Origin of the sequence: Psychrobacter pacificensis (assembly GCF_900101915.1) — a bacterium.
Lineage (GTDB): Bacteria > Pseudomonadota > Gammaproteobacteria > Pseudomonadales > Moraxellaceae > Psychrobacter > Psychrobacter pacificensis.
This window is the reverse complement of the sequence record NZ_FNAL01000026.1, coordinates 1-22,411: the sequence shown is the minus strand read 5'-3', so window position 1 is coordinate 22,411 and position 22,411 is coordinate 1. Positions and strand designations below refer to the sequence as shown.

General features: G+C 42.8%; 20 protein-coding genes. 18 read left to right on the top strand and 2 right to left on the bottom strand.

The features are described 5' to 3' along the window. Positions 1–48: 48 nt before the first annotated feature. A protein-coding gene (locus tag BLR43_RS11870) for an IS3 family transposase (RefSeq protein WP_093071256.1) occupies positions 49–1,214 on the top strand; the annotation gives its coding sequence in 2 pieces (ribosomal slippage) (positions 49–307 and positions 307–1,214; 1,167 coding nt in all). A gap of 262 nt (positions 1,215–1,476) precedes the next feature. Here the strand turns inward: BLR43_RS11870 and BLR43_RS11865 are convergent. After that, positions 1,477–1,794, bottom strand: a complete 318-nt coding sequence (locus tag BLR43_RS11865) for a glutaredoxin family protein (RefSeq protein ID WP_075106799.1) — start codon at positions 1,792–1,794, stop codon at positions 1,477–1,479. A 294-nt stretch (positions 1,795–2,088) separates the two neighbouring features. Between BLR43_RS11865 and mtgA the strand changes: the two genes are divergently transcribed. The 6 genes from mtgA (at position 2,089) to BLR43_RS11840 (ending at position 6,713) form a co-directional block, all read left to right on the top strand. After that, positions 2,089–2,775: a monofunctional biosynthetic peptidoglycan transglycosylase gene (mtgA, locus tag BLR43_RS11860; RefSeq protein ID WP_093071255.1), complete on the top strand. Its 687-nt coding sequence runs from the start codon at positions 2,089–2,091 to the stop codon at positions 2,773–2,775. A 212-nt stretch (positions 2,776–2,987) separates the two neighbouring features. Next, on the top strand, positions 2,988–5,132 hold the full coding sequence (gene ppk1, locus BLR43_RS11855; protein ID WP_244265499.1) for a polyphosphate kinase 1: 2,145 nt from the start codon (positions 2,988–2,990) through the stop codon (positions 5,130–5,132). Between the two features lie 360 nt (positions 5,133–5,492). Continuing rightward, positions 5,493–5,663 carry a hypothetical protein gene (locus BLR43_RS13655; RefSeq protein WP_167337591.1) on the top strand — a complete coding sequence of 57 codons (171 nt, stop codon included), beginning with the start codon at positions 5,493–5,495 and terminating at the stop codon, positions 5,661–5,663. A gap of 69 nt (positions 5,664–5,732) precedes the next feature. Next, positions 5,733–5,978 carry a hypothetical protein gene (locus BLR43_RS11850; RefSeq protein WP_071002139.1) on the top strand — a complete coding sequence of 82 codons (246 nt, stop codon included), beginning with the start codon at positions 5,733–5,735 and terminating at the stop codon, positions 5,976–5,978. 58 nt (positions 5,979–6,036) lie between these two features. Continuing rightward, positions 6,037–6,411, top strand: coding sequence for a hypothetical protein (locus BLR43_RS11845; RefSeq protein ID WP_093071253.1), 375 nt, complete (start codon positions 6,037–6,039; stop codon positions 6,409–6,411). A 71-nt stretch (positions 6,412–6,482) separates the two neighbouring features. Beyond that, complete coding sequence (locus tag BLR43_RS11840; protein ID WP_093071252.1) at positions 6,483–6,713, top strand: hypothetical protein; 231 nt, start codon at positions 6,483–6,485, stop codon at positions 6,711–6,713. Here the strand turns inward: BLR43_RS11840 and BLR43_RS11835 are convergent, their stop codons facing one another. Continuing rightward, entirely contained in the window at positions 6,714–7,370 is a 657-nt protein-coding gene (locus BLR43_RS11835) for a MiaE family protein (protein ID WP_093071261.1), read from the bottom strand. Between the two features lie 872 nt (positions 7,371–8,242). On the opposite strand from BLR43_RS11835, the gene BLR43_RS11830 reads away from it, so the two are divergent. From BLR43_RS11830 to BLR43_RS14075, 11 genes are all read left to right on the top strand, one after another. Next, on the top strand, positions 8,243–10,441 hold the full coding sequence (locus BLR43_RS11830; RefSeq protein WP_093071251.1) for a malate synthase G: 2,199 nt from the start codon (positions 8,243–8,245) through the stop codon (positions 10,439–10,441). 610 nt (positions 10,442–11,051) lie between these two features. Beyond that, on the top strand, positions 11,052–12,161 hold the full coding sequence (locus tag BLR43_RS11825; RefSeq protein ID WP_093071250.1) for a porin: 1,110 nt from the start codon (positions 11,052–11,054) through the stop codon (positions 12,159–12,161). A gap of 301 nt (positions 12,162–12,462) precedes the next feature. After that, positions 12,463–13,548 carry a porin gene (locus tag BLR43_RS11820; RefSeq protein ID WP_093071249.1) on the top strand — a complete coding sequence of 362 codons (1,086 nt, stop codon included), beginning with the start codon at positions 12,463–12,465 and terminating at the stop codon, positions 13,546–13,548. Between the two features lie 190 nt (positions 13,549–13,738). Beyond that, complete coding sequence (locus tag BLR43_RS11815; protein WP_093071248.1) at positions 13,739–15,373, top strand: CTP synthase; 1,635 nt, start codon at positions 13,739–13,741, stop codon at positions 15,371–15,373. Between the two features lie 233 nt (positions 15,374–15,606). Continuing rightward, on the top strand, positions 15,607–16,482 hold the full coding sequence (gene kdsA / locus BLR43_RS11810; RefSeq protein ID WP_093071247.1) for a 3-deoxy-8-phosphooctulonate synthase: 876 nt from the start codon (positions 15,607–15,609) through the stop codon (positions 16,480–16,482). A gap of 27 nt (positions 16,483–16,509) precedes the next feature. Then, positions 16,510–16,764 (top strand): heavy-metal-associated domain-containing protein, encoded by a 255-nt coding sequence (locus tag BLR43_RS11805; RefSeq protein WP_093071246.1) that lies wholly within the window; start codon positions 16,510–16,512, stop codon positions 16,762–16,764. Positions 16,765–16,996: 232 nt separating this feature from the next. After that, entirely contained in the window at positions 16,997–17,221 is a 225-nt protein-coding gene (locus BLR43_RS11800) for a heavy-metal-associated domain-containing protein (protein ID WP_071002129.1), read from the top strand. 345 nt (positions 17,222–17,566) lie between these two features. After that, positions 17,567–19,924, top strand: a complete 2,358-nt coding sequence (locus BLR43_RS11795) for a heavy metal translocating P-type ATPase (RefSeq protein ID WP_093071245.1) — start codon at positions 17,567–17,569, stop codon at positions 19,922–19,924. A 325-nt stretch (positions 19,925–20,249) separates the two neighbouring features. Further along, positions 20,250–21,566 carry a phosphopyruvate hydratase gene (eno, locus tag BLR43_RS11790; RefSeq protein ID WP_058024089.1) on the top strand — a complete coding sequence of 439 codons (1,317 nt, stop codon included), beginning with the start codon at positions 20,250–20,252 and terminating at the stop codon, positions 21,564–21,566. Between the two features lie 161 nt (positions 21,567–21,727). After that, entirely contained in the window at positions 21,728–22,036 is a 309-nt protein-coding gene (locus tag BLR43_RS11785; protein WP_093071244.1) for a septum formation initiator family protein, read from the top strand. 154 nt (positions 22,037–22,190) lie between these two features. Beyond that, positions 22,191–22,411 (top strand): helix-turn-helix domain-containing protein (locus BLR43_RS14075; protein ID WP_143007435.1); only part of this gene is annotated, 221 nt, incomplete at its 3' end.

Below are 22,411 nucleotides of genomic sequence, written 5' to 3'. Positions count from 1 at the left end.
ACCGTAGAGGTAAACTTGGTAAACTAAGCGTATTAATCGGAGTTTACCATGACCAAGAAAGTAAGAACCTACAGTGACGAATTTAAAGCAGAAGCCGTTAAGAAGATAGCAGACAATAACGGTAATGTTTCAGCCACAGCCAAGCAACTTGGCATAGCGATGCAAACGTTATCGAACTGGCAGAACAAAGCCAATCAAGGCAAGCTTATTGGCACAGAACAATATGATCCTGATCTTATGAGTGCTCTTCAAGAAATAAAGCAGCTCAAGCGGCAGCTTAAAGTAGCCGAAGAGGAGCGCGAAATTCTAAAAAAGGCGACGGCGTACTTCGCGAGAAACAGTTAGTCAGGTACGCCTTTATCAAAGACAACCAGTTCCTCTTTCGCATCATCACTATGTGCCGTGTGTTAAGGGTTAAGCCATCAAGCTATTACGACTGGCTAAGTCGTGATCTCAGCGACCAACAGATACATCGCAACCAATCTGAATTACTGGTTAAAGCGGCTCACAATGAAACGAAAGAACGTTATGGCGCAGATCGACTGCATGCTCATCTAAGCGAGCAAGGCCATAACATTAGCCTGTATATGATAAGAAGCATCAAAGAGCAACACGGCATTAAATGTCGTAGTCATAAGCGCTTTAAAGTCACCACCGACTCCAATCACAACAAGCTGGTCTATCCAAACGTACTGGATCAGAAGTTTGATGCTAAGCGCCCTAACGAGTCGTGGGTCAGCGACATCACCTATATCTGGACGAATGAGGGTTGGCTGTACTTAGCAGGGGTCAAAGACTTATACACCAAAGAGCTGGTCGGTTACGCTATTAACAAGCGTATGACCGCAGATTTAGTTTGCAAAGCACTAAATATGGCCATCAAGAATAAACGTCCAAACAAAGGGCTAATCGTTCACTCTGACAGAGGCAGCCAGTATTGCAGTCACGCCTACCACAAGACCATTAAGCAGCATCAATTTATAGGCTCAATGAGCGGCAAAGGCAACTGTTTCGATAACGCTCCGATAGAAAGCTTCTGGGGCGTATTAAAGAATGAATTAGTATATCATCAAGACTATAAAACAAGGTTCACAGCCATCAATGATATTATCAGTTATATCGAGCTGTACTACAATCAGACGAGGATTCAAAAGGGTTTGGGCTATCAATCGCCAAGACAGGTGTGGTTTGATTATTATCGTCAGGCTGCGTAATTAAAATCTCCCAAGTTTATGTGTACGGATTTGACGGCAGGGGTCATAGGTGCTTTCGCTGAGAATTGTATGTATATGATTTAACAGAGTGCAAGGTTAGAGAGTTGAGATTATTGATCAGTAAATCATTAGCATAATCAATTTACCAAACAGAATATAAAAGTAGTCTAGCAAATATTGAAATACCATACTAGCTAAAATTAGCGGTAGATATTCTAATATAAGAAATTTAAAAGCTCTATAACATCAAAACAAAGTGCCGTTAGTTGTGAGCTAACAGTTGCTGTAAATCCATGACTGAAAATGGATAGTCTAATCGTTTTGATGGCGTCAGAATTACGGGAATGGTGGTGGCAAACTCCATCATCAGATCTTCATTAAAGTCTGCAATATCGACATTCTCGTAGGTAATAGGTTGTACGCTTTGAAAGCGCACCATAAGTTGCTCAGCGATTTCACACAGATGGCAGCCAGAGGTACCGAGTAGCCACCACTTATCAGAACTTTCAGCGCTGCAAAGATTTGGGCTCGCTTCAATAATACGTGCGCGCAGTGCTTTTATATTATTACCATTATGCATATTTATTCTCTTATTTTTATGCTTGTTATAAAGTACTTATCTTAAACCCTTAAATAAAAAGTGAATACTGTTTATAGCTCATTACATGATAAAGAAGTGGGGTAAATAATGACAGCGATTGTGAGATTAGGTAAGATGACCTGCTATTGATCGTTATTAATGACGAATGCTCAACAGTTAATGATTGGCTATACATAGCCCGTTTATAATCATTGATTCTTAGTTGATGTCTCATAGTCATTGATAGAGTATCAACCTTATCTTATTACTTTTTTAACCACTCGGATATCGCGCATGACAAGTTTTGGCAAGTTCATCAAACGTCTGTTATTGGCTATTATGTTATTGGTTGTCGCATTCCATATTTTGGTCACCGGACTACTACTAATCTGGAAAACGCAGCCGATTAACAACAGTATGTTTATGTTGACGCATCGCCTAACGGGTGGCACGGTCACGCAGACATGGGCTGAGTACGATGCCATCGCCAAGTCTGTCAAACAAGCAGCGATCGTGAGTGAAGATTCCACGTTTAGCCAGCATAATGGCTTTGATATTAAAGGTATCAAAGCGGCACAAAAGAAAAATGAAGAAACGGGCAAAATGTCCGCTGGTGGCTCAACCATTACGCAGCAGCTAGCAAAAAACCTATTTTTGACTTCGCATCGCTCTTATGTGCGTAAGGCAGAAGAGGCTGTCATTACTGTCATGATAGAAACGCTGTGGAACAAACAGCGTATCTTGACCGCTTATCTTAATGTGGCAGAATTTGGTAACGGTATCTATGGTATCGATGCCGCCGCGCATCATTATTTTGATAAATCTGCGGCCAATCTGAACCGAGACGAATCAGCGCTCCTCATTGGGATGCTTACCAATCCAAAGTATTACGAAGACAATCAAGGTGACAGAGGCTTGCGCAACAAGCAACGTATTATCAAAAAACGCATGAAAAATGCGGTATTACCGCAAGCGTCTTAATCTTTTAAAAGAAGCCTTAACAACAAGAATAACGGGAAAGAATAATAGTTAATAACCTTTAAGACGATAGTATAAAGACGACGGCGTATCGATAACGCAAAAGGAGTAGTAACGTGGTAGAGATAAATAATAATCAGAACAGCGGTGATATGAACGAGATTATCGACGTTAATAGTGTGAGTGAAGATGGCAACGAAAACGTTGATAAAAATATGAGCGTAAGCAGTAACTATAATGATCTGACCGACATCGACTGGCAACGCTCAGAAGACGGCAGCTATTCACCCAGCAGTTATATCAACCGAGATCTGTCCTTATTACAGTTTCATCTGCGTGTATTGGCGCAGGCAGCCAGTCCTCGTCACCCACTGCTTGAGCGCTTGTTTTTTCTCATTATTTTTTCATCGAATCTCGACGAATTCTTTGAGATTCGTGTTGCAGGTATCATGCAAAAGCTCAATATCGGTGACGTATCGACCAGTGCGCATGGTATGCGTCCAAGCGAGGTGTTAAACGAGATCTCTGCGATCACTCACGACGCTATCAATGAGCAATATCGCATTCTGAATGAAGATATTTTGCCCGCTCTTGCGCTCGAGGATATCCGCTACCTAAAACGTGATGAGCTCAATGCCGAGCAGTCTGCATGGATGAAGCGTTATTTTACCGAGCAAGTCGTGCCAGTATTGACACCGATTAGCATTGATCCTGCGCATCCATTCCCGCGTTTGGTCAATAAAAGCTTAAACTTTATTGCCACATTAGAAGGCAAAGATGCTTTTGGCCGCGACATCAATTTGGCGATTGTTCCAGCGCCGCGCAGTCTGCCGCGTGTGATTCGTCTGCCAGATGAGCTGACGGGCGGCAAAGAGCATCATGTGATGCTGTCCGCCATCATTCATGAGCATATCGGTGAGCTGTTCCCTGGTATGAGTGTGACGGGTTGTCACCAATTCAGGCTCACGCGTAATGCAGATTTAGATCTGGCGGATGATGTAGAAGATATCGCCAAAGCGCTAGAAGGCGAGCTTGAAAACCGCCGTTTCGGTGACAAAGTCCGTCTTGAGGTCACAACCGACTGTCCAGCGCACATCAGTGAGTATCTGCTCAATGAGTTTGAGTTGCATGACAATCAGCTGTATCGTGTCAATGGCCCTGTGAATCTGACGCGCTTATTGTTTGATTTTAATATTCCGGGACTGCGTTATCAGCCATTTACTTATGCCGTGCCAAAAGCCTTTCGCCGAGAGATGGATAAATCAGATAAATCATCCAGTATGTTTGCCGCTATGCGTAAAAGCGATGTGCTCGTGCATCATCCGTTTCATGCATTTTCACCCATTATTAATCTGCTTTGGCAGGCAGCTAGCGATCCCAAAGTGTTGGCGATCAAGCAGACATTATACCGCTCAGGTACCAACTCAGAGATCGTCAAAGCGCTTGCCGCTGCCGCTCGAAATGGCAAAGAAGTCACTGCCGTCATTGAGTTGCGTGCGCGTTTTGACGAAGCTTCCAATATTGCTGTCGCCAACTATTTACAAGAAGCAGGTGCGGTTGTGGTTTATGGCATCGTCGGCTACAAGACCCATGCCAAGCTCATGCTCATCGTGCGCCGTGAAGAAGATCGAATCCGCCGCTATGTCCACCTAGGCACAGGCAACTATCATGCGGCCAATGCCAAGGTCTATACAGATTATGGCTTATTCAGTGCCGATCCTGATATCTCAGAAGATGTGCATAAGATATTTCAAGAGCTCACTGGTATGGGCAAACCTGCCAATCTCAAAAAACTGCTACATGCCCCTTTTACGTTGCACGAAAAACTAATGAGCTTTATCGATGATGAGATTGCCCATGCTAAAGCAGGCAAGCGCGCTCATATTATCGTCAAAGCCAATGCCTTGACCGAGCGGCGCCTGATCGATAAGCTGTACGACGCCTCGCAGGCAGGCGTCAAAATTGAGCTGATCCTGCGCTCTATGTGTTGCTTGCGTCCGCAAGTAAAAGGCCTATCTGAAAACATCACTGTACGCTCTATTATTGGCCGATTTTTGGAGCATACCCGTATTTATTATTTCTATAATAATGGGGATGAGCGTTTGTATTGTGGCAGCGCAGACTGGATGGATCGTAACCTGTTCCACCGCGTTGAGGTGGCCTTTCCAATCGAAAATAAGAAGCTTTTTAAGCAGATATATCAAGATGGTTTGATCAATTACTTACAAGACAACACGCAAGCGTGGACACTGGATGGCACAGGCGTTTGGCAGCAGCTTCAGCCAGCAGCAGGGGAGACGCCACACGTTGCTCAAGAGCACTTATTGAAAGTGATTAATGGTGTTGAAGAGTCCAGCTAACTGATTGAGTGCTATCTTCATCATTTGACCAAGCGCTATTTAGTCAAACACTATTTAACCAAGTATTGGTACATACCAGTGCTTGGTTTTTCTGGTTAATGCGCTGTAAAAGTTACAAACTGTCTTGTAACCTCACATTTATTCACATATTGATACGGCAGTACACTGGTGCAGCTCACAATATTCTATCTATAATTAATATCAATTCTGGTGCAGTTTATTATTTTTATCAAAAACCTCATCACTCATCTATCTAAAAGTAACTGAACAAAAGCAACTGTCTAAAAGTGGCTGAGTACATAATGATGCCGCACCGGAGAAACTCTAAATTCAGTTAACAATAAAAATAGGAAATACATCATGAGTACGACGAACAATGATACCTCAGACATCAAAAAAGCAGCAGAGCAAGCAAACGGTCAAGAGATTGAGAAAAATCTAGAAGACAACAAAAAAGTCGATGCACCTGAATCACTAAGTGAAGAAGAGCAAACAGCGTTCATTGAGGATGACCTACGCACTGACAAATAAGAGTGTGTTTGCAGCATACGTCCAAAGCACTAATCAGATAACGATAATAAATAATGCGAGGGAGACGCCATGACCATGCCAGAAAAAAACAATACTGAAGAAAAATTCCTTGTAGAGGATCCCGCCGTTACGACGCAAGAAAATCCTCAAGGCAGCTACGAAGGCCGAAAGTACCAGCCAAATATAGATGGTCCGGAACAAGCCTCACAGGAGACAGACGAGGTCTATGTTGACCCGCGCAAAGAAGAAAATCTGCCTGCGGGTGGCAAAAACGTATCGGACCTAAATGCTTATGATTTGAGTCGAGACGACTAACAAATGATAAGCACAATATGTTATCGATACGAACAATAATTATAATAAGGACAAAACAATGGAAACCAGAGATCCTGCTTTAAGTAAAACTCGAATCGCAGAAACGGACACGCATGAAACTTTAGACAGTGCTCAAACGGTGAAAAACCATGAGGAGCTCGAAGAAAACGTCAATGAAAATAAAGGTACCGACACTTTTGAAGAGGGTATAGTAGAGTCTGAGCACGTCAATGATGGTGACAACCCAGCGCGCCAGCCAGATCGCCGCGATCAACCAGGTAATGGCTTTGATGATAATATCAATGAAAGCACCGTTGCAAGCGAAGGGCCTGATAGTCAAAAAATTAACAACACGAATCGCTATGCCACTGTCGATAATGCCCAGACACGGGTGCTAAACCCTGACGAAAAAGATCATAAAAAAGACAGATAGTTTTTTTATGATCTAGGGCACATCCTTCATTCACTTTATTTACTTTGATCTTTCTATCATAAGGAAATGCTATGAATAATCCCAATAATCACTCATTAAAACCAGCAGAGGCAGCGCAGTCGCCAAAACAACAGCAGCATGAACTAAAAGATGCTGACGACAATGATGGTATCGTGCCTGATGATGCGCTGCAAAAAGCCAATCCTGCGGCTGCAGAGCGTGTCACAGATGATCACGACCCGCATCACGTCGCCAAAGACCATAAACAGTACGATAGCCCTCTGATGGAAGACAATAAATAGTTAAGCAGGCGTACCACTATGAAAGCGTAGCTCCGCGTCTGGACTGTCTATTAATTCTGCTTCTACTTCTTTAAAAAACGCAACGCGCTCATCGATATTATCATCTGATAATGACTGGGCAAGCGCAAGGTAATCTTCAAAATGGCGGCTCTCTGACTTTAGTAGATAGCGATAGTATTTCGCTAAACGCGCATCATCAATGACTTCCGCCAACGCTGCAAAACGCTCACAAGAGCGCGCTTCAATGAACGCACCAATGATCAGTACATCGACCATCGCTGCTGGCTCATAAGTACGTTTATGTTTCAGCATGCCCTTGGCATAGCGACCTGCACTCAAATACTTCCAGTCCTGGCCACGTTCGTTCATGATGCCAAGCACCTGTTCGTAATGTAGCATCTCCTCACGTATGAGCTGTGCCAATTTACGTTGCAAATCATAAGAGAACTCATACCGAAATATCAAATTCATCGCAGTGCCTGCGGCTTTTTTTTCGCAATTGGCATGATCCTGAATGATAAGTGGTAGGTTCTCTATAGCCGCATCTACCCAAGCTTGCGTCGTGCGCGCACCCAAAAAATTATAAATAGGGGATAGATCAACTTTTATAGGTGTGCGCAGGTGAGTGATATCGACGCTGTCTTCCCCTACGTCCATACTGCTTTCGTCAACGACATTTACTGGTGAAAAGGGCGCTTCTTTTTCGAGGTTATCCTTATGAATATCGTAGTGATTAGTACCATGCGCTGATGATTGTAAGGACGAGAGGTCGGGCTGGTTTATAGTCATAATCTAAAAGGGCTTTTTTATAAATGAGAATTTAAAGCAGCTAATTTATAGATGCTTTCAAAATAATGGGCTACAGTTACTACGGCTAAGTAAGTTGTCTAGATCATGGACAGTATTTAAGTATAGTAGAACCTCAATAAAATTGATACAGCATAGGAAACGCGCTCGATTAAACGCTACTTTTCTTGCTTGCTGTGACTGCGTCTCCAGAGGCTGCGAAAAATAGCGTTTAATCTTGCTATACCATTTTTATAATGGTTTCACTATATAACTATAGATGGTAATGATTACTTACAGTTTAGTCTCAACTGAGCATTCATTAATTTCTAGTTAGTATTCATGGTCTGTGAGGCTTACATCTTATACGATATCATTATTATACAACCCCAATATTTATTTTCTAAATGGATTTTGCTTGTTTATTTTATTATTTGATAGTAGGATGAGATTTTGCTCTTTAGTCACAGTGTCTTGCTATCAATAGCACTTAGTAGAGAATCGCAAGCATTATACCAATGACAATTCTCGTATCAAAACAGAAGATTTATACAGTCTATTTTAGGGCTGATGAAAAAATCTTTAATGAATAATTATTTATCAGCATTAAATACCATAGGTTGTCGTAGGTAGCAATGATATCTTTTATTGTATGAATAATTGTTGATAAAAATAACGAGTCTTAAATAGTCGCTGTAGCAATTTAGTATTACCAATACTCACCAATAGATAAGGATAACGACATGGGCCAGTCTTCTAACGCCAATCGCATTCAAAAAGGCATTCTTGCCATTGACCAACAGTTGTATGACTTTATTGAAAACGAAGTGCTGCCAAAAGTTGGTGTTGATTCAGACAGTTATTGGTCAGGTTTTGAGAAGGTTATCAAGGAATTTACGCCACGTAATAAAGCGTTGCTAGAAACTCGAGACAAGATTCAAGCACAGATTGATGAGTGGCACCTACAACACCCTGCAAAAGATGGCGAAATCGATTATCCAGCTTATAAAGCGTTTTTGAAGGAAATCGGTTATCTGCTGCCAGAAGGTGATGACTTTACGGTCAGTACAGAAAATGTCGATGACGAAATCGCGCACATCGCAGGGCCGCAGCTGGTCGTACCAGTACGTAACGCTCGTTATGCATTAAATGCGACTAATGCACGTTGGGGTAGCCTATATGATGCGTTGTATGGCACCGATGTTATCAGTAGTGACAATGGTCAAGAAGCGGGTGGTAGCTATAATCCTACTCGCGGTGCTGCTGTTGTCGCTTATGCCAAAGCATTTTTAGATGAGCATTTCACACTAGCATCAGGCTCTTACAATGATGTGACCAGTTTTAAAGTGATCGATGGCAAGCTTGAAGTCGTACAGGGTGATAGCAGTACCGAACTAAAAGATACGGCTAAGTTCGTCGGTTATGTCGGCGAGGCAGATAGCCCCTCTGGTATTTTGCTCAAAAACAATGGCTTGCATGCTGAGATTCAAATAGATGCCAATCATCCAGTTGGCAAAGATGACCCAGCAAATATCAAAGACGTGCTACTTGAGTCAGCCATCACTGCGATTCAAGATTGTGAAGATTCGGTCGCTGCTGTAGATGCAGAAGAAAAAGTGGAAGTCTATCGCAATTGGCTTGGCTTGATGAACGGCGATCTACAAGAGACCTTTGAAAAAGGTGGCAAAACCCGTACTCGCAAACAAAACCCAGATCGTGAATATAATACACCTGATGGCGGTAAGCTGATTTTGCCAGGTCGTTCGCTACTCTTGATTCGTAACGTGGGTCATCTCATGCAGAACCCCGCAATTTTGGTTGATTTAGGCAATGGCCAAGAGCAAATATTTGAAGGCTTAATGGATGGTTTAATCACACCATTATTATCACTCAATGATATCAAAGGCAAAAACGAGCTATCAAACTCACGCCAAGGCTCTATGTATATTGTGAAGCCAAAAATGCATGGCCCTGAAGAAGTTAAAATGGCCAATGATTTGTTCAACGCATCAGAGGACTTATTGGGTCTAGAGCGTAATACGCTCAAAATCGGTATCATGGACGAAGAGCGCCGTACCACAGTCAATCTGAAAGAAGCGATTCGCCAAGCAAAAGAGCGTGTTATCTTTATTAATACAGGTTTCTTAGATCGTACGGGTGATGAGATGCATACCAGTATGAATGCCGGTCCGTTCGTGCCAAAAGGCGACATGAAGTCGCAAGCATGGCTACCTGCGTATGAGCAGTGGAACGTTGATATCGGTCTAGAGACTGGTCTGCAAGGTCATGCTCAAATTGGTAAAGGTATGTGGGCAAAACCTGATGAGATGAAAGAGATGATGGACACCAAAGCGGCTCATCCGAAATCTGGTGCCAGTACGGCTTGGGTACCCTCACCAACGGGCGCTACCTTGCACAGCATACACTATCATCAAGTTAGCGTGGCCGATGTACAAGATACGCTTAAATCACGTGAGCGTGCGAGCTTAGATGATATTTTGACCATTCCATTGGCAAAAAATACCAATTGGACAGAAGAAGAGAAGCAGCAAGAGCTTGAAAATAATGCTCAAGGTATCTTAGGGTATGTGGTACGTTGGGTAAACCAAGGCGTAGGCTGTTCCAAAGTACCTGATATCAATGATGTTGGCTTGATGGAAGATCGTGCTACCTTACGTATCTCTAGCCAGCATATTGCCAACTGGTTACATCATGATGTGGTAAGCGAGCAGCAAGTGATGGACACAATGAAACGTATGGCAAAAGTCGTCGATGAGCAAAATGCAGGCGATAGTGATTACCAGCCAATGGCAGATAACTTTGATAACTCTTATGCATTTAAAGCAGCCTGTGATTTGGTCTTTAAAGGACGCGCGCAACCTAGCGGCTATACTGAACCATTGTTGCATCAAGCGCGCCTTGATCTAAAAGCCAATGCTTAGAGAGGCCGGCTTAGCAATGGGTATTTTAGCGTATGCTGAAGTCTAAGGTGTAGTATCTAATCTTGCTCGTTTGTAACGCTAAATATGTCATAAATACGTTGGTCGATTCTTCATAAGCGCTATTTATTTATCAATGGATAGCGCTATTTCTTGGGCAATTATTTTGTTTTTATTAAAATATTTTAATACTATAAGTAATGATATTAATCAATAAAAGCGCTATCTGCTTGAGTAGATAGTGCTTTTTTTTGTAGCTATTTGGATTTTATAGGTGACTTGTCATTTGATACTGGGGGTATCGAAAAAGCGAAAAAATATGTTGCAAATTATGTCAAAGTTGTTATGCTTGTACTCGAAGTATGAGTTTGGTAACGGATGTTACGCAGTAGGACGCATAAGACTTAAGTTTACATGGCAGTTACGTTGTTTAATCCCAGTCATGTGAGTCATGGTTTTTTATCTTACTGTAATAGAACTTCGCCACACTTGTTTCTGACTAATCTCGGTAGCCAGTTACACATTATATCTTTGAGGATTTGTGACGATACCATTTTGGGCACCGGCTAATAATAGCTCGCTCATTACTAAAATTGTAAAGTGGAGATACCCCATGAAAAAACTACTTTTAGCTACAGCCGTTGCTGCTCTATCTGTATCTGCCGCACAGGCAGCACCTACCGTTTATGGTAAAGTATTCGTTACTACTGATTACGTTAATGCTGAAATTGATGGTCAGAATATGGATAATAATAACAGAATTAATGAAGACAACGGTTCATTACAAGTTAATTCTAAGCTTTCACGTTTAGGCTTCAGAGGCTCTGAAGCGATAACGGCCAACACTGACGTAATTTACCAATTAGAGTACGGCGTTCAAGTTGATGATAGTGGTAGCGATAACATTGGCTTCAAAAGTCGTGATACTTATCTTGGTCTAGTAAACAAAGACTTCGGTGAATTCCGCTTTGGTCGTAACTACACAGTCATTGACTATATCAATAACGTATCAGTTAATGAAGGTTATTGGGATAATCTTGGCTCTAGTACTCTGAACAACAACGACAGCTTTGCTAATATTTTGACCCCGACCGTTGGTAACCGTATCAATAATTCAATCGTTTGGAAAGCGCCTAAATACAATGACCTACCATTAGCGCTTGCGCTGATGTATGGTGCTGATGAAGACTTTATATCTGAGAGTGGTCGTGACGCAGGCTATGGTGCCTCATTGATGTTTGATCCAGGTACAGGCATTACCGCTGGTATTGCTTATGAGCAAGACATGAGTGTTAGTGGTGATATTATCCGTGGCAGTGCTAGCGTCGATTTAGGTAAATATATCGCAGCTCCTGTAAAGTTAGGCGTTCTATATCAAGAAGCTGACTATGCCGGTACTACTACTGCAACAGAGGACGGTTTAGTGGTGAGTGCTGAAATGGGTCTTTCGAATTTTGCCCGTCCAGCCTCTGTTTATATTCAGTATGACAAAACCGACAATATCAGTGGTCTTGAGAATAATGACTCAAATCAAGTCGTTGTAGGTGGCAAATATGCGTTTAAAAATAATATGATCGCTCATGCCTATGCTGGTCTAAATTCAGCGGAATTAAACAATGGTCGTTTTGGTTCGAGAGACGAAGACGGCAATGTTAATGAAATCGACTTACGTGGTGATATTGATGTACTCGCTATCGGTGGCGGTCTAGAATACTTATTCTAATCTAAACATTAGAAACGTATTATAAAAAACTCATCCTTCGGGGTGAGTTTTTTTGTTTTGTAATCAATACTGTGTCTTGAACAACAGCGTGTCTTAAATAACAGAATCCGTAAAATTAATAATAACATTTGTGTAAATTTTGGTTTTTTCACCTTACTGTAATATTTGGTTGGTAAAGTTGTGTCTAAGTAATGCTTCTAGCTCATATATATAAATGTTCTATAGGGTAGTCACCCTGCCATTATATATATCGGCCAATCTTAGCCAATTTATCACTCAAATCGTAAAGTGGAGATACCCTTTGAAAAAATTACTTTTAGCCACAGCCGTCGCCGCCCTATCTGTATCTGCAGCCAACGCCGCCCCAACTGTATATGGTAAAGCATTTTTAACCTTAGATTATGTTAGTACAGACTACGATGCAGCTAACAAGACAGATGAAGATACATTTAAACTTAACTCTAATCAATCACGTATCGGTTTTAAAGGTGAAGATGATCTTACTGATACCACTAAATTAGTCTATCAATTGGAATATGGTATTGATGTTGATGACGATAGCCAACAGTTTAGATCACGTAATACTTATGTAGGCTTAGCCCACAACACTTTAGGTACTGTACTAGCGGGACGCCATGATACCCCATTGAAACTTGCACAAAACAAAGTTGACGTGTTTAATGATAGCTTATTTGATATTAAAAATGCGGGTGTTTCAGGTGAATACCGTGCTAACAATATGGTGGCCTATCAATCACCTGTTATTGTCGGTATGCCAGTGAGTTTTATGGCAGCTACCGCATTATCAGAAACTGATGCCGACGGTGATATTCTCGTTTCCGCAGCATCTGGTGCGAAGCCTGCAGTCTATCGTGATAGAAAAGTAAAAGATAACGGTTATTCTGCTTTATTAGCCTATGACAAAAATGGTGTTTATCTAGCCGGTGCTTATGACAAAGACATGGGTGCTAACAATGTAAATACTGGCGTGATTGATAATACGTGGCGTTTGGTTGCTGGTTTAGATATGGGCAAAATGAATATGGTTTCGGGCTTAACTTTAGGTGCTCTATACCAACAAAGCCAATACTACGATAATTATAGCATCGTTAACAACAACCGCGTTAACAAAGCCAGTGAAGATGAAAAATCTTGGCTAATTAGTGGTAAATATAAAGTTGGTGCAACACCTTGGGCAGTTAAAGCACAGTATGTTAATACCACTGACGAAAAAGGCGTAAAAGATGCTGATGTAAATGAAATCGCAGTTGGTGGAGAATATGCATTCAATAAAGCGACCACGGGTCATATTTATGCAGGGCAAATCAGCCGTGACAATAACAAAGATGACTTGATTGTAGGTACGGGTATTGAATACAAATTCTAATCTAAACATTAGAAAACGTATTATAAAAAACTCATCCTTCGGGGTGGGTTTTTTTGTTGTATGTATTATTTGTGACAAAAGTCTACCGCTGAGGTAGAAAACAAGAGTTTCAGACAGTTTGCATTTTTGCCCTATATTTTGTGGCGTATTTTTAGTAAAATCCTTCTTTACCAATTACCGACAGAGTACTATGACCAAGTTTATATTTGTGACCGGTGGGGTAGTGTCCTCACTAGGAAAAGGTATCACCGCAGCCTCTCTTGCAGCGGTCTTAGAAGCACGTGGCGTGACTGTCACGATGACCAAAATGGATCCGTATATTAACGTCGATCCAGGTACGATGAGTCCGTTTCAGCATGGTGAGGTGTTCGTCACCGAAGATGGCGCAGAGACAGATTTGGATTTGGGTTATTATGAGCGTTTTTTACGTCACTCAAAAATGAGTAAAAGTAATAACTTCACCAGTGGCCGTATTTATCAAAATGTTTTAAATAAAGAACGTCGCGGTGAATACCTTGGCGGTACGGTACAGGTTATTCCGCATATTACCGATGAAATCAAAAACAAAATCCTCGCGAGCGGCGAAGGATATGATATTGCTATTATTGAGATTGGCGGTACCGTCGGTGATATCGAATCCCTTCCTTTTATGGAAGCTGTCCGTCAGATGCAAGTAGAGCTGGGGCGCAATCGTGCCATGCTGATGCATCTTACTTTAGTACCTTATATTGCCAGTGCCGGTGAGACCAAAACCAAGCCGACACAGCACTCTGTAAAAGAGCTGCGTTCTATCGGTCTACAGCCTGATATCTTAATCTGCCGCTCTGATCATCATATCTCACAAGACAACCGTCGTAAGATTGCACTGTTTACCAATGTTGAAGAGCGTGCGGTCATTATGTGTGAAGATGCGCAAAGTATTTATCAAATACCGCGCACGCTACATGAGCAAGACCTTGATGATCTCATCTGTGAGCGTTTCGGTCTTGATGTGCCCGAAGCGGATTTGAGCGATTGGGATAAAGTAGTTGAAGCCCAGCTAAATCCTGAAGGAACAGTGACAGTTGCGATGGTTGGCAAATACGTTGAGCTACCAGATGCTTATAAATCGATCAACGAAGCATTGCTACACGCAGGTATCACGCATAAAGTCGATGTCAAAATCGACTACATCGATGCTGAGCGTTTAGAAGATGACGACACTCTACTAGCGCAGCTAAAAGAAGCCAATGCTGTCTTAGTACCAGGCGGTTTTGGTGAGCGCGGTACGATGGGTAAAATAAAAGCCATCACCTATGCTCGTGAAAATAATGTGCCGTATCTAGGTATTTGCCTTGGTATGCAGCTGGCCGTGATAGAGTATGCGCGCAATGTACTGAATATCAATGCCAACTCTTCTGAGTTTGATCGTAAGACAGCTGAGCCTATCATTGGCCTGATCACTGAGTGGTTAGATGAGCGCGGCGAGCTACAGATTCGTAGCGATGACTCAGACCTCGGCGGTACCATGCGCCTAGGCGCGCAGCAAGCAGAGCTGGTTTCTGGTAGCAAGCTAAGCCAGATTTATGGTGCTAACAATATCACTGAGCGCCATCGCCATCGTTATGAGATGAATAACCGTTATATTGAGCCATTAGAGCAAGCAGGTATGACTATATCTGGTTATTCTGCCAAGCAGCATTTGGTAGAGTCGGTAGAGATTAGCGAGCATCCATGGTTTGTTGCTGTACAGTTCCATCCTGAATTTACTAGCTCACCACGCGGTGGTCATCCACTGTTTAATAGTTTTGTCAAAGCGGCGAAGAACCATAGCGAAGCAAAATAGTTTTCATAATAGAGTAACTCTATATAATGTAGTGTAAAGTAAAAGTATTTATTATAAAAAAGACTGATCTTCGGATTGGTCTTTTTTTTGCTCAACTCAGGTTGTTTGTTGTTATTAACGAGTCAATATCCTCATTAATAATCTCTAATTACGCTTGCATACTTTTTTTAATCAGGCTATCGGTTACAATATGGGATAGAGATATTAATAACAAAATAAGAGGTAGTGGCTAAATGGAAAACCTATTAACGGCGCAATCACACATTGCACTTAACACGCCTAATAATAAGACGATCAACATTGGTAATGATCAACCCTTTGTATTATTTGGTGGGATGAACGTCTTAGAATCTAAAGAGTTGGCGTTTGAGATTGCTGAGCAATACGTTGAGATATGTGAGCGCTTGGGTATCGGCTATGTGTTTAAAGCGAGTTTTGATAAAGCCAACCGCTCGAGCCTGCATTCATACCGAGGGCCGGGACTCGCGCAAGGTATCGATTGGCTCGGGCAAATCAAAGAAAAATTCCAAGTACCGATTATCACTGATGTACATGAACCTCATCAAGCAGCACCAGTCGCTGAAGTTGCTGATATTATCCAGTTGCCAGCTTTTTTGTCACGTCAGACGGACTTGGTTCATGCGATGGCAAAGACAAACGCGATTATTAATATCAAAAAGGCACAGTTTTTGGCGCCGCATGAGATGCGACATATTGTCAATAAGTGTCTAGAAGGCGGTAATGATAAGCTGATACTTTGTGAGCGTGGCAGCGCCTTTGGTTATAACAACTTAGTCGTTGATATGCTCGGATTTGATACCATGAAGCAGATGGATATCCCCGTATTCTTTGACGTGACACATAGCTTGCAGCAGCCAGGCGCGCGTAGTGACAGTGCAGGTGGGCGCCGTGAGCAGATTACGACACTGGCACGTGCTGGTATGGCGACAGGATTGGCAGGGCTTTTCTTAGAGGCGCACCCAAATCCAGAAACGGCGAAATGTGATGGGCCATGTGCGCTGCGCATGAGCCAGCTAGAGCCGTTTTTGCGTCAGCTTAAGCAAATTGATGATTTGGTCAAAGGCTTTGAGACATTAGATACTCATTGATATTATAAATGATAAGAGGGTGATGCAATGGCGATTCAAACCGCACAAGTCAGTATAGAAAATATCGACGATGAAGATGGTCTAGATAGTGTAATGACCGCTCTTAAGAATATCTCAGGCGTGACTGCTATCGATCTAGATCCTGTGCATGATGTTGCAACGGTCAGTTATGATGATACGGATACGAGTATTCATGCTTTGACGGCGGCGATTAGTATGGTTGATTATGTGACTCAGCCATTTCCTATCGATGCGCCGCAAAATCCGCATCATAGAGACTAAGATATATGGACGATCTGAATGCTACATAAGCAATGAGTAGCGTTCAGGTTTTTATTAAGAAGTTCCTGTCTTGTTAATAGCATCTCGTTAATAAAGTAACAACCAAAGTGTCTTGCTGTCGCTGATGATAGGGCTTATGCTTGTTTAGTGGTACTTTGATAGGTTTTGAGAAGTAAATATTGAAGAACAGCTATCAAGGCTACTTTTCACTAATAAAAATAAGGAGCTAACCATGGCAAGCCAAACACGTATTATTCAAATTGATGGCATGACTTGCAGCGGCTGTGTGGCAAGTGTACATACTGCTACTGCCGACATCGACGGTTTAGATACGATCACCGTTGATCTAGCTGACAATCTAGCGACGGTCACCTTTGATGATAGCAAAACCAGTGCAGAAGCGATTGCTTCGGCCATTGATGAGGCTGGATTTGAGGCGACTGTCGCTAATTCATAAATGTCGTCATCTATCTACAAAACCAGCTACCATGTTATTACTGGCATGTTAGCTGGTTTTTTAATGGTTAAAAATTCTGACTATAGATTACGTCCATGGCTGTCCTAGTTTGCTGCTATTTACTAAATGATTGAGGCTTACTTGAATAGATGATGGTTGTGACCATCTAATAGGTGCTACCTGAATATATTGCAATATGTCTGTCTATAATAACTGGGTAGCCTAAACAGCGTATTCATACTGATTGTTATCGTGTTTTACTTGTTTCATTTGATTTTTTTGTCAATCCACTGATATTTTATTATGGCTTCTATGAGTATATAGACGCTATAAAGAGTTATTTTTATGAATGATACTACCCGTACCACTAGTGATGGATCCTACGATGTCGAGACTGACATTCAATCAAATACGCCACTTGCACCGCAACGTGCGCATCTGCAATTGGCGATTGATGGCATGACGTGTCAGGCCTGTGCTTCACGAATCGAAAAGGTGCTGAATAAAAAGCCTTCGGTGTATGAAGTGAGTGTGAATTTTGCTGGTGAGACGGCAAATGTAGATTATGATCCGACGCAAACGACGCCAGAACAGGTCACAGAATGGGTAAACAAGACGGGTTTTGTTGCCAATCTACAGGCCAGCGACAGTTTATTTGCAAAAACAGATGAAGACACAGCCACCCAATATCCATGGCGATTGATTGGTTTATGGTTGTGTTTGGTGCCATTTTTGGTGGGTATGGCAGGCATGTTGGTGGGTGCTGGGATGGCGTGGATGCCGCCCATTTGGATTCAGTTTATTTTAGCGACGATTGTACAGTTTGGCTTTGCGTTACCATTCTATAAGAGCGCATGGGCATCCATCAAAGGCGGTCTTGCCAATATGGATGTACTGGTGGTGATTGGTACCGTGACGATATGGGCATATTCGGCTTATCTGTGGCTTACTCATGGCGATGGCACTTTGGGGAGCCTCTTGCAAAGTGGACACATGGGCGGACACGGTGCTAGTAATAGCCCAGCCGTATATTTTGAAGCAGGGGTGATGGTCATTGCGTTTGTGCGGACTGGTAAATACTTAGAGGAACGTACCAAGAAGCATAGCCTCAACAGCATTGATTTATTATTGTCATTAACGCCTGATGAAGTCGAGCAGCAGCAGCCAAATGGTGATTTTCACTCTATTGCACTGTCTGATGTACAAGTAGGTGACATCCTACGTGCCAAGCAAGGTAGCCGTATCGCGACCGATGGCATCGTCACAGATGGTAGCGGCTGGTGCGTGGAGAGTCACTTAACAGGTGAGTCAATTGCCCTTAAAAAAGAAGTGGGCGATGGATTACTGGCAGGTGCTTTGGTGGAGAATGGTAGTTTGCTCTATCGCGTCAGTGCCAAGGGTAGTGACACCAAGCTGGGCGATATGGTACAAGCATTGAGTGATGCGCAAGGCTCAAAAGCTAACTTGGCAAGATTGGCGGATAGAGTGACTGCTGTGTTTGTGCCAATCGTGGTCACTATTGCGTTGGTTACTTTTGGCCTAACATGGTGGCTGACTGGTATGGTCGATACTGCCTTGATGCACGCCGTATCAGTATTGGTCATTGCATGCCCTTGTGCCCTTGGTTTGGCCACACCAGCAGCTATCATGGCGGGTATGGGGGTTGCGGCGCGTCATGGCGTGTGGTTCAAAGACGCGCAAAGTCTCGAGGCGGCAGGGAATATTGACACGGTGGTGCTCGATAAGACAGGCACGCTGACCATTGGCAGACCCACTATCGTCGATCATGTCATGATGGATAAGTCGATCGCTGTTAATGATGTCTTGCAGATCGCCGCCAGTGTCGAAGCACATGCCAGTCATCCATTGGCAACTGCTTTGACCAACGCGGCTAAAGAGCATCAGCTGTCTTTGTTCGATGTGACTGATATCAGTGTGATAAAAGGATCTGGTATACAGGCAAACATCGAAGGACTTGGACGAGTAAACGTCGGGACGGCTGAATTTGCTAATATGACGTTACCTAAGCTGATGCCAAAAGTATGGCAAATTGCCAGTACCGTTGCCATTAGTATCAATGATGAGCCACTAGGCGCATTTGCCTTAGCAGATGACTTGAAAGCGGATACCCCGCAAGCAATCACTGCGCTACAAAATGCGGGTATTAATGTGATCTTGATGAGTGGTGATAAGCAGTCGGTCGTCGATCATGTGGCAGGGCAGCTGGGTATTGAAAAAGCTTACGGCAAAATGAGTCCACGCGATAAGGCCAGTCAAATTGCACGGCTGCAAACTGCTGGTCATAAGGTGGCGATGGCAGGAGACGGGGTCAATGATGCGCCAGCGATGGCCACTGCCGATGCCAGCTTTGCAATGTTTGAGGGAACAGATGTCGCGCAGCACAGCGCTTCTGCCCGTCTAATGGGCGAGTCGCTCATGCATATTGATGCGGCGCAGAAGATTGCCCAAGCAACGCTACGCAATATTAAACAAAATCTGTTTTTTGCTTTCATTTATAACTGCCTTGGTATCCCGCTTGCCGCTTTGGGCTTCTTAAATCCGATGATTGCAGCAGCAGCGATGGCACTCAGCTCCATCTCAGTTTTGATGAATGCATTACGCTTGACACGATTTAAGACAGAGGTTGCGCTTGAGAATACGGTATCTGACCCGCACACCAATGAAACGCGTTTAGCGAAATAATAATTGCTGTATTAGCACTGATATTTCATCAACGTAGACCAAACGAGTATTTGAGATATACCTATCTATGATGATATTTATGACCGCAAGTCAGTGTAAGATAAGGGAAGTTTGGTAAAATATATGCTATGATGCCAAGCACGATAGCCAACCGTTAATCTGTTCAATAAGCCTTCCTTCATATGCAAATACAGCCATATGGCAGAAAGGCTTGAAGGGATTCTAGGTATATTGGCTATATGATATTTTTCTTTATCTTTTTTGTATGCTAGCTGCCGTTATTTATCTCACAAACTTGGCATGACCAAAGGAATTAACAGACATTATGTACGCTGAAGAAACCAACAACGTCACCGCAATTAAAGACATTCGCGCTCGTGAAATTTTAGACTCGCGCGGCAACCCAACTATCGAAGCTGATGTGATCTTAGCTGATGGCACTGTCGGCCGTGCTGCGGCGCCAAGTGGCGCATCCACAGGCTCACGTGAAGCGCTTGAGTTACGTGATGGCGACAAATCTCGCTATATGGGTAAAGGCGTTAAAAAAGCCGTTTCCAACGTCAACAGTCAGATTCGCAGTGCTTTGATTGATAAAGATGTGACTGAACAGCAGGGTATTGATGATGCCATGATTGCGCTAGACGGCACAGAAAACAAAGAGAGCCTTGGTGCGAATGCCATGCTAGCGGTGTCACTTGCGACGGCCAAAGCGGCTGCCAAGTCACAGAATCTGCCATTGCATCAGTATATTGCTAACTTGCGTAATCAGACGTCATTGACCATGCCTGTGCCAATGATGAACATCCTAAATGGTGGCGAGCACGCGGACAATACCGTTGATATTCAAGAGTTTATGATTGAGCCAGTTGGCTTTACCAGCTTTTCAGAAGCGCTGCGTGCTGGTACAGAGATTTTCCACAGCTTAAAGTCTGTATTGAAATCACAAGGCTTAAATACCGCTGTTGGTGATGAAGGTGGTTTTGCACCAAATCTACGTAGCAACGAAGAAGCCATCACGGTTATTATGCAGGCGATCGAACAAGTCGGCTACAAAGCGGGTGAAGACATTCATCTTGCGCTAGACTGTGCGGCTAGTGAATTTTACAAGAACGGTCAATACGTCTTGGCAGGCGAAGGTAATAAGGCCTTTGATAGCCAAGGGTTCTCAGACTATCTCGTTGGGCTCACGCGTCAGTATCCTATTATCTCTATCGAAGACGGTCTTGATGAGTCAGATTGGGATGGTTGGAAGTATCTGACCGAGCAGATTGGTGATAAAGTCCAGTTGGTCGGTGATGATCTATTTGTGACCAATCCTACAATCTTGCAAGAAGGCATTGATAAGCATATTGCCAATGCCATTTTGATTAAGTTCAACCAAATCGGTACATTGTCAGAGACGCTAGATGCGATTTATATGGCGAAGAAAAATGGCTATGCCACGATTATCTCACATCGTTCAGGTGAGACTGAGGACAGCACCATTGCGGATTTAGCAGTTGGTACCGCTGCCGGTCAGATCAAAACAGGCTCACTATGCCGCTCAGACCGTGTTGCTAAGTACAACCAATTGCTACGTATCGAGCAGCAAGTACGTGCAAGCTACCGTGGCCGTGAAGAGTTTATCGGTCTACGTGGTTAACAGACTGACTTGGCTTTTTAACGTGTAATATGCGTCAAAAAGTCTAAGCTCAAAAGCCGAACTTATCATTGAATCTAGGCGATATATAATCATTTGTGTATCGCCTAATTATCTTAAAACTCTTATATCATTCTTTCTATGTTGTTTGGCGTTGTCATCTTATGAAATATTTTAGCCAATTTATACTACTTGCTCTAGCCGTTGCAGTGCTTTTGGGATTGCAATATCAGTATTGGCTGGGGGAAAATGGCCATTTTGAACATAGCAAGTTGACGGCTCAAATTGAAGAGCAACAACGCTTAAATGATAACCAAGTGGCAGCAAACAATCTATTACGTACCGATGTGCAAGATCTAAAAACTGGACTTGAGGCGGTAGAAGAGCACGCTCGCTTAGATTTGGGCTTAATCAAACCAAATGAAACTTTTGTCCAAGTATCAACTGCACCAACGACGCATAGTAGCTATTAAGCTATAGCTATCGATCTGTATGATGTGATATCAAGCATTATCATTTATTACTTAGATTAACACATGAAGTGCAATACCAAATGCAAGGTGAAAAAAAGACCTAGATGCGCTAGCATCAAAGTTTTTATCCACCGACCAAAGTGAGATTGCAACCATGAGCTATACACATCTAAGCCTAGGTGAACGATACCAGATTTATGCCCTTAAAGGGGCAAAACATAGTATTAATTTTATAGCGAGGGTGTTAAACAGAAGTCCCAGTACCATATCAAGAGAGCTTAGGCGTAATAAAAGCCTACGAGGTTACCGAGCAAAGCATGCTAATAACAAGGCTTGTGACAGACGGGCTAACAACGCCACAACTATTGTGACTGA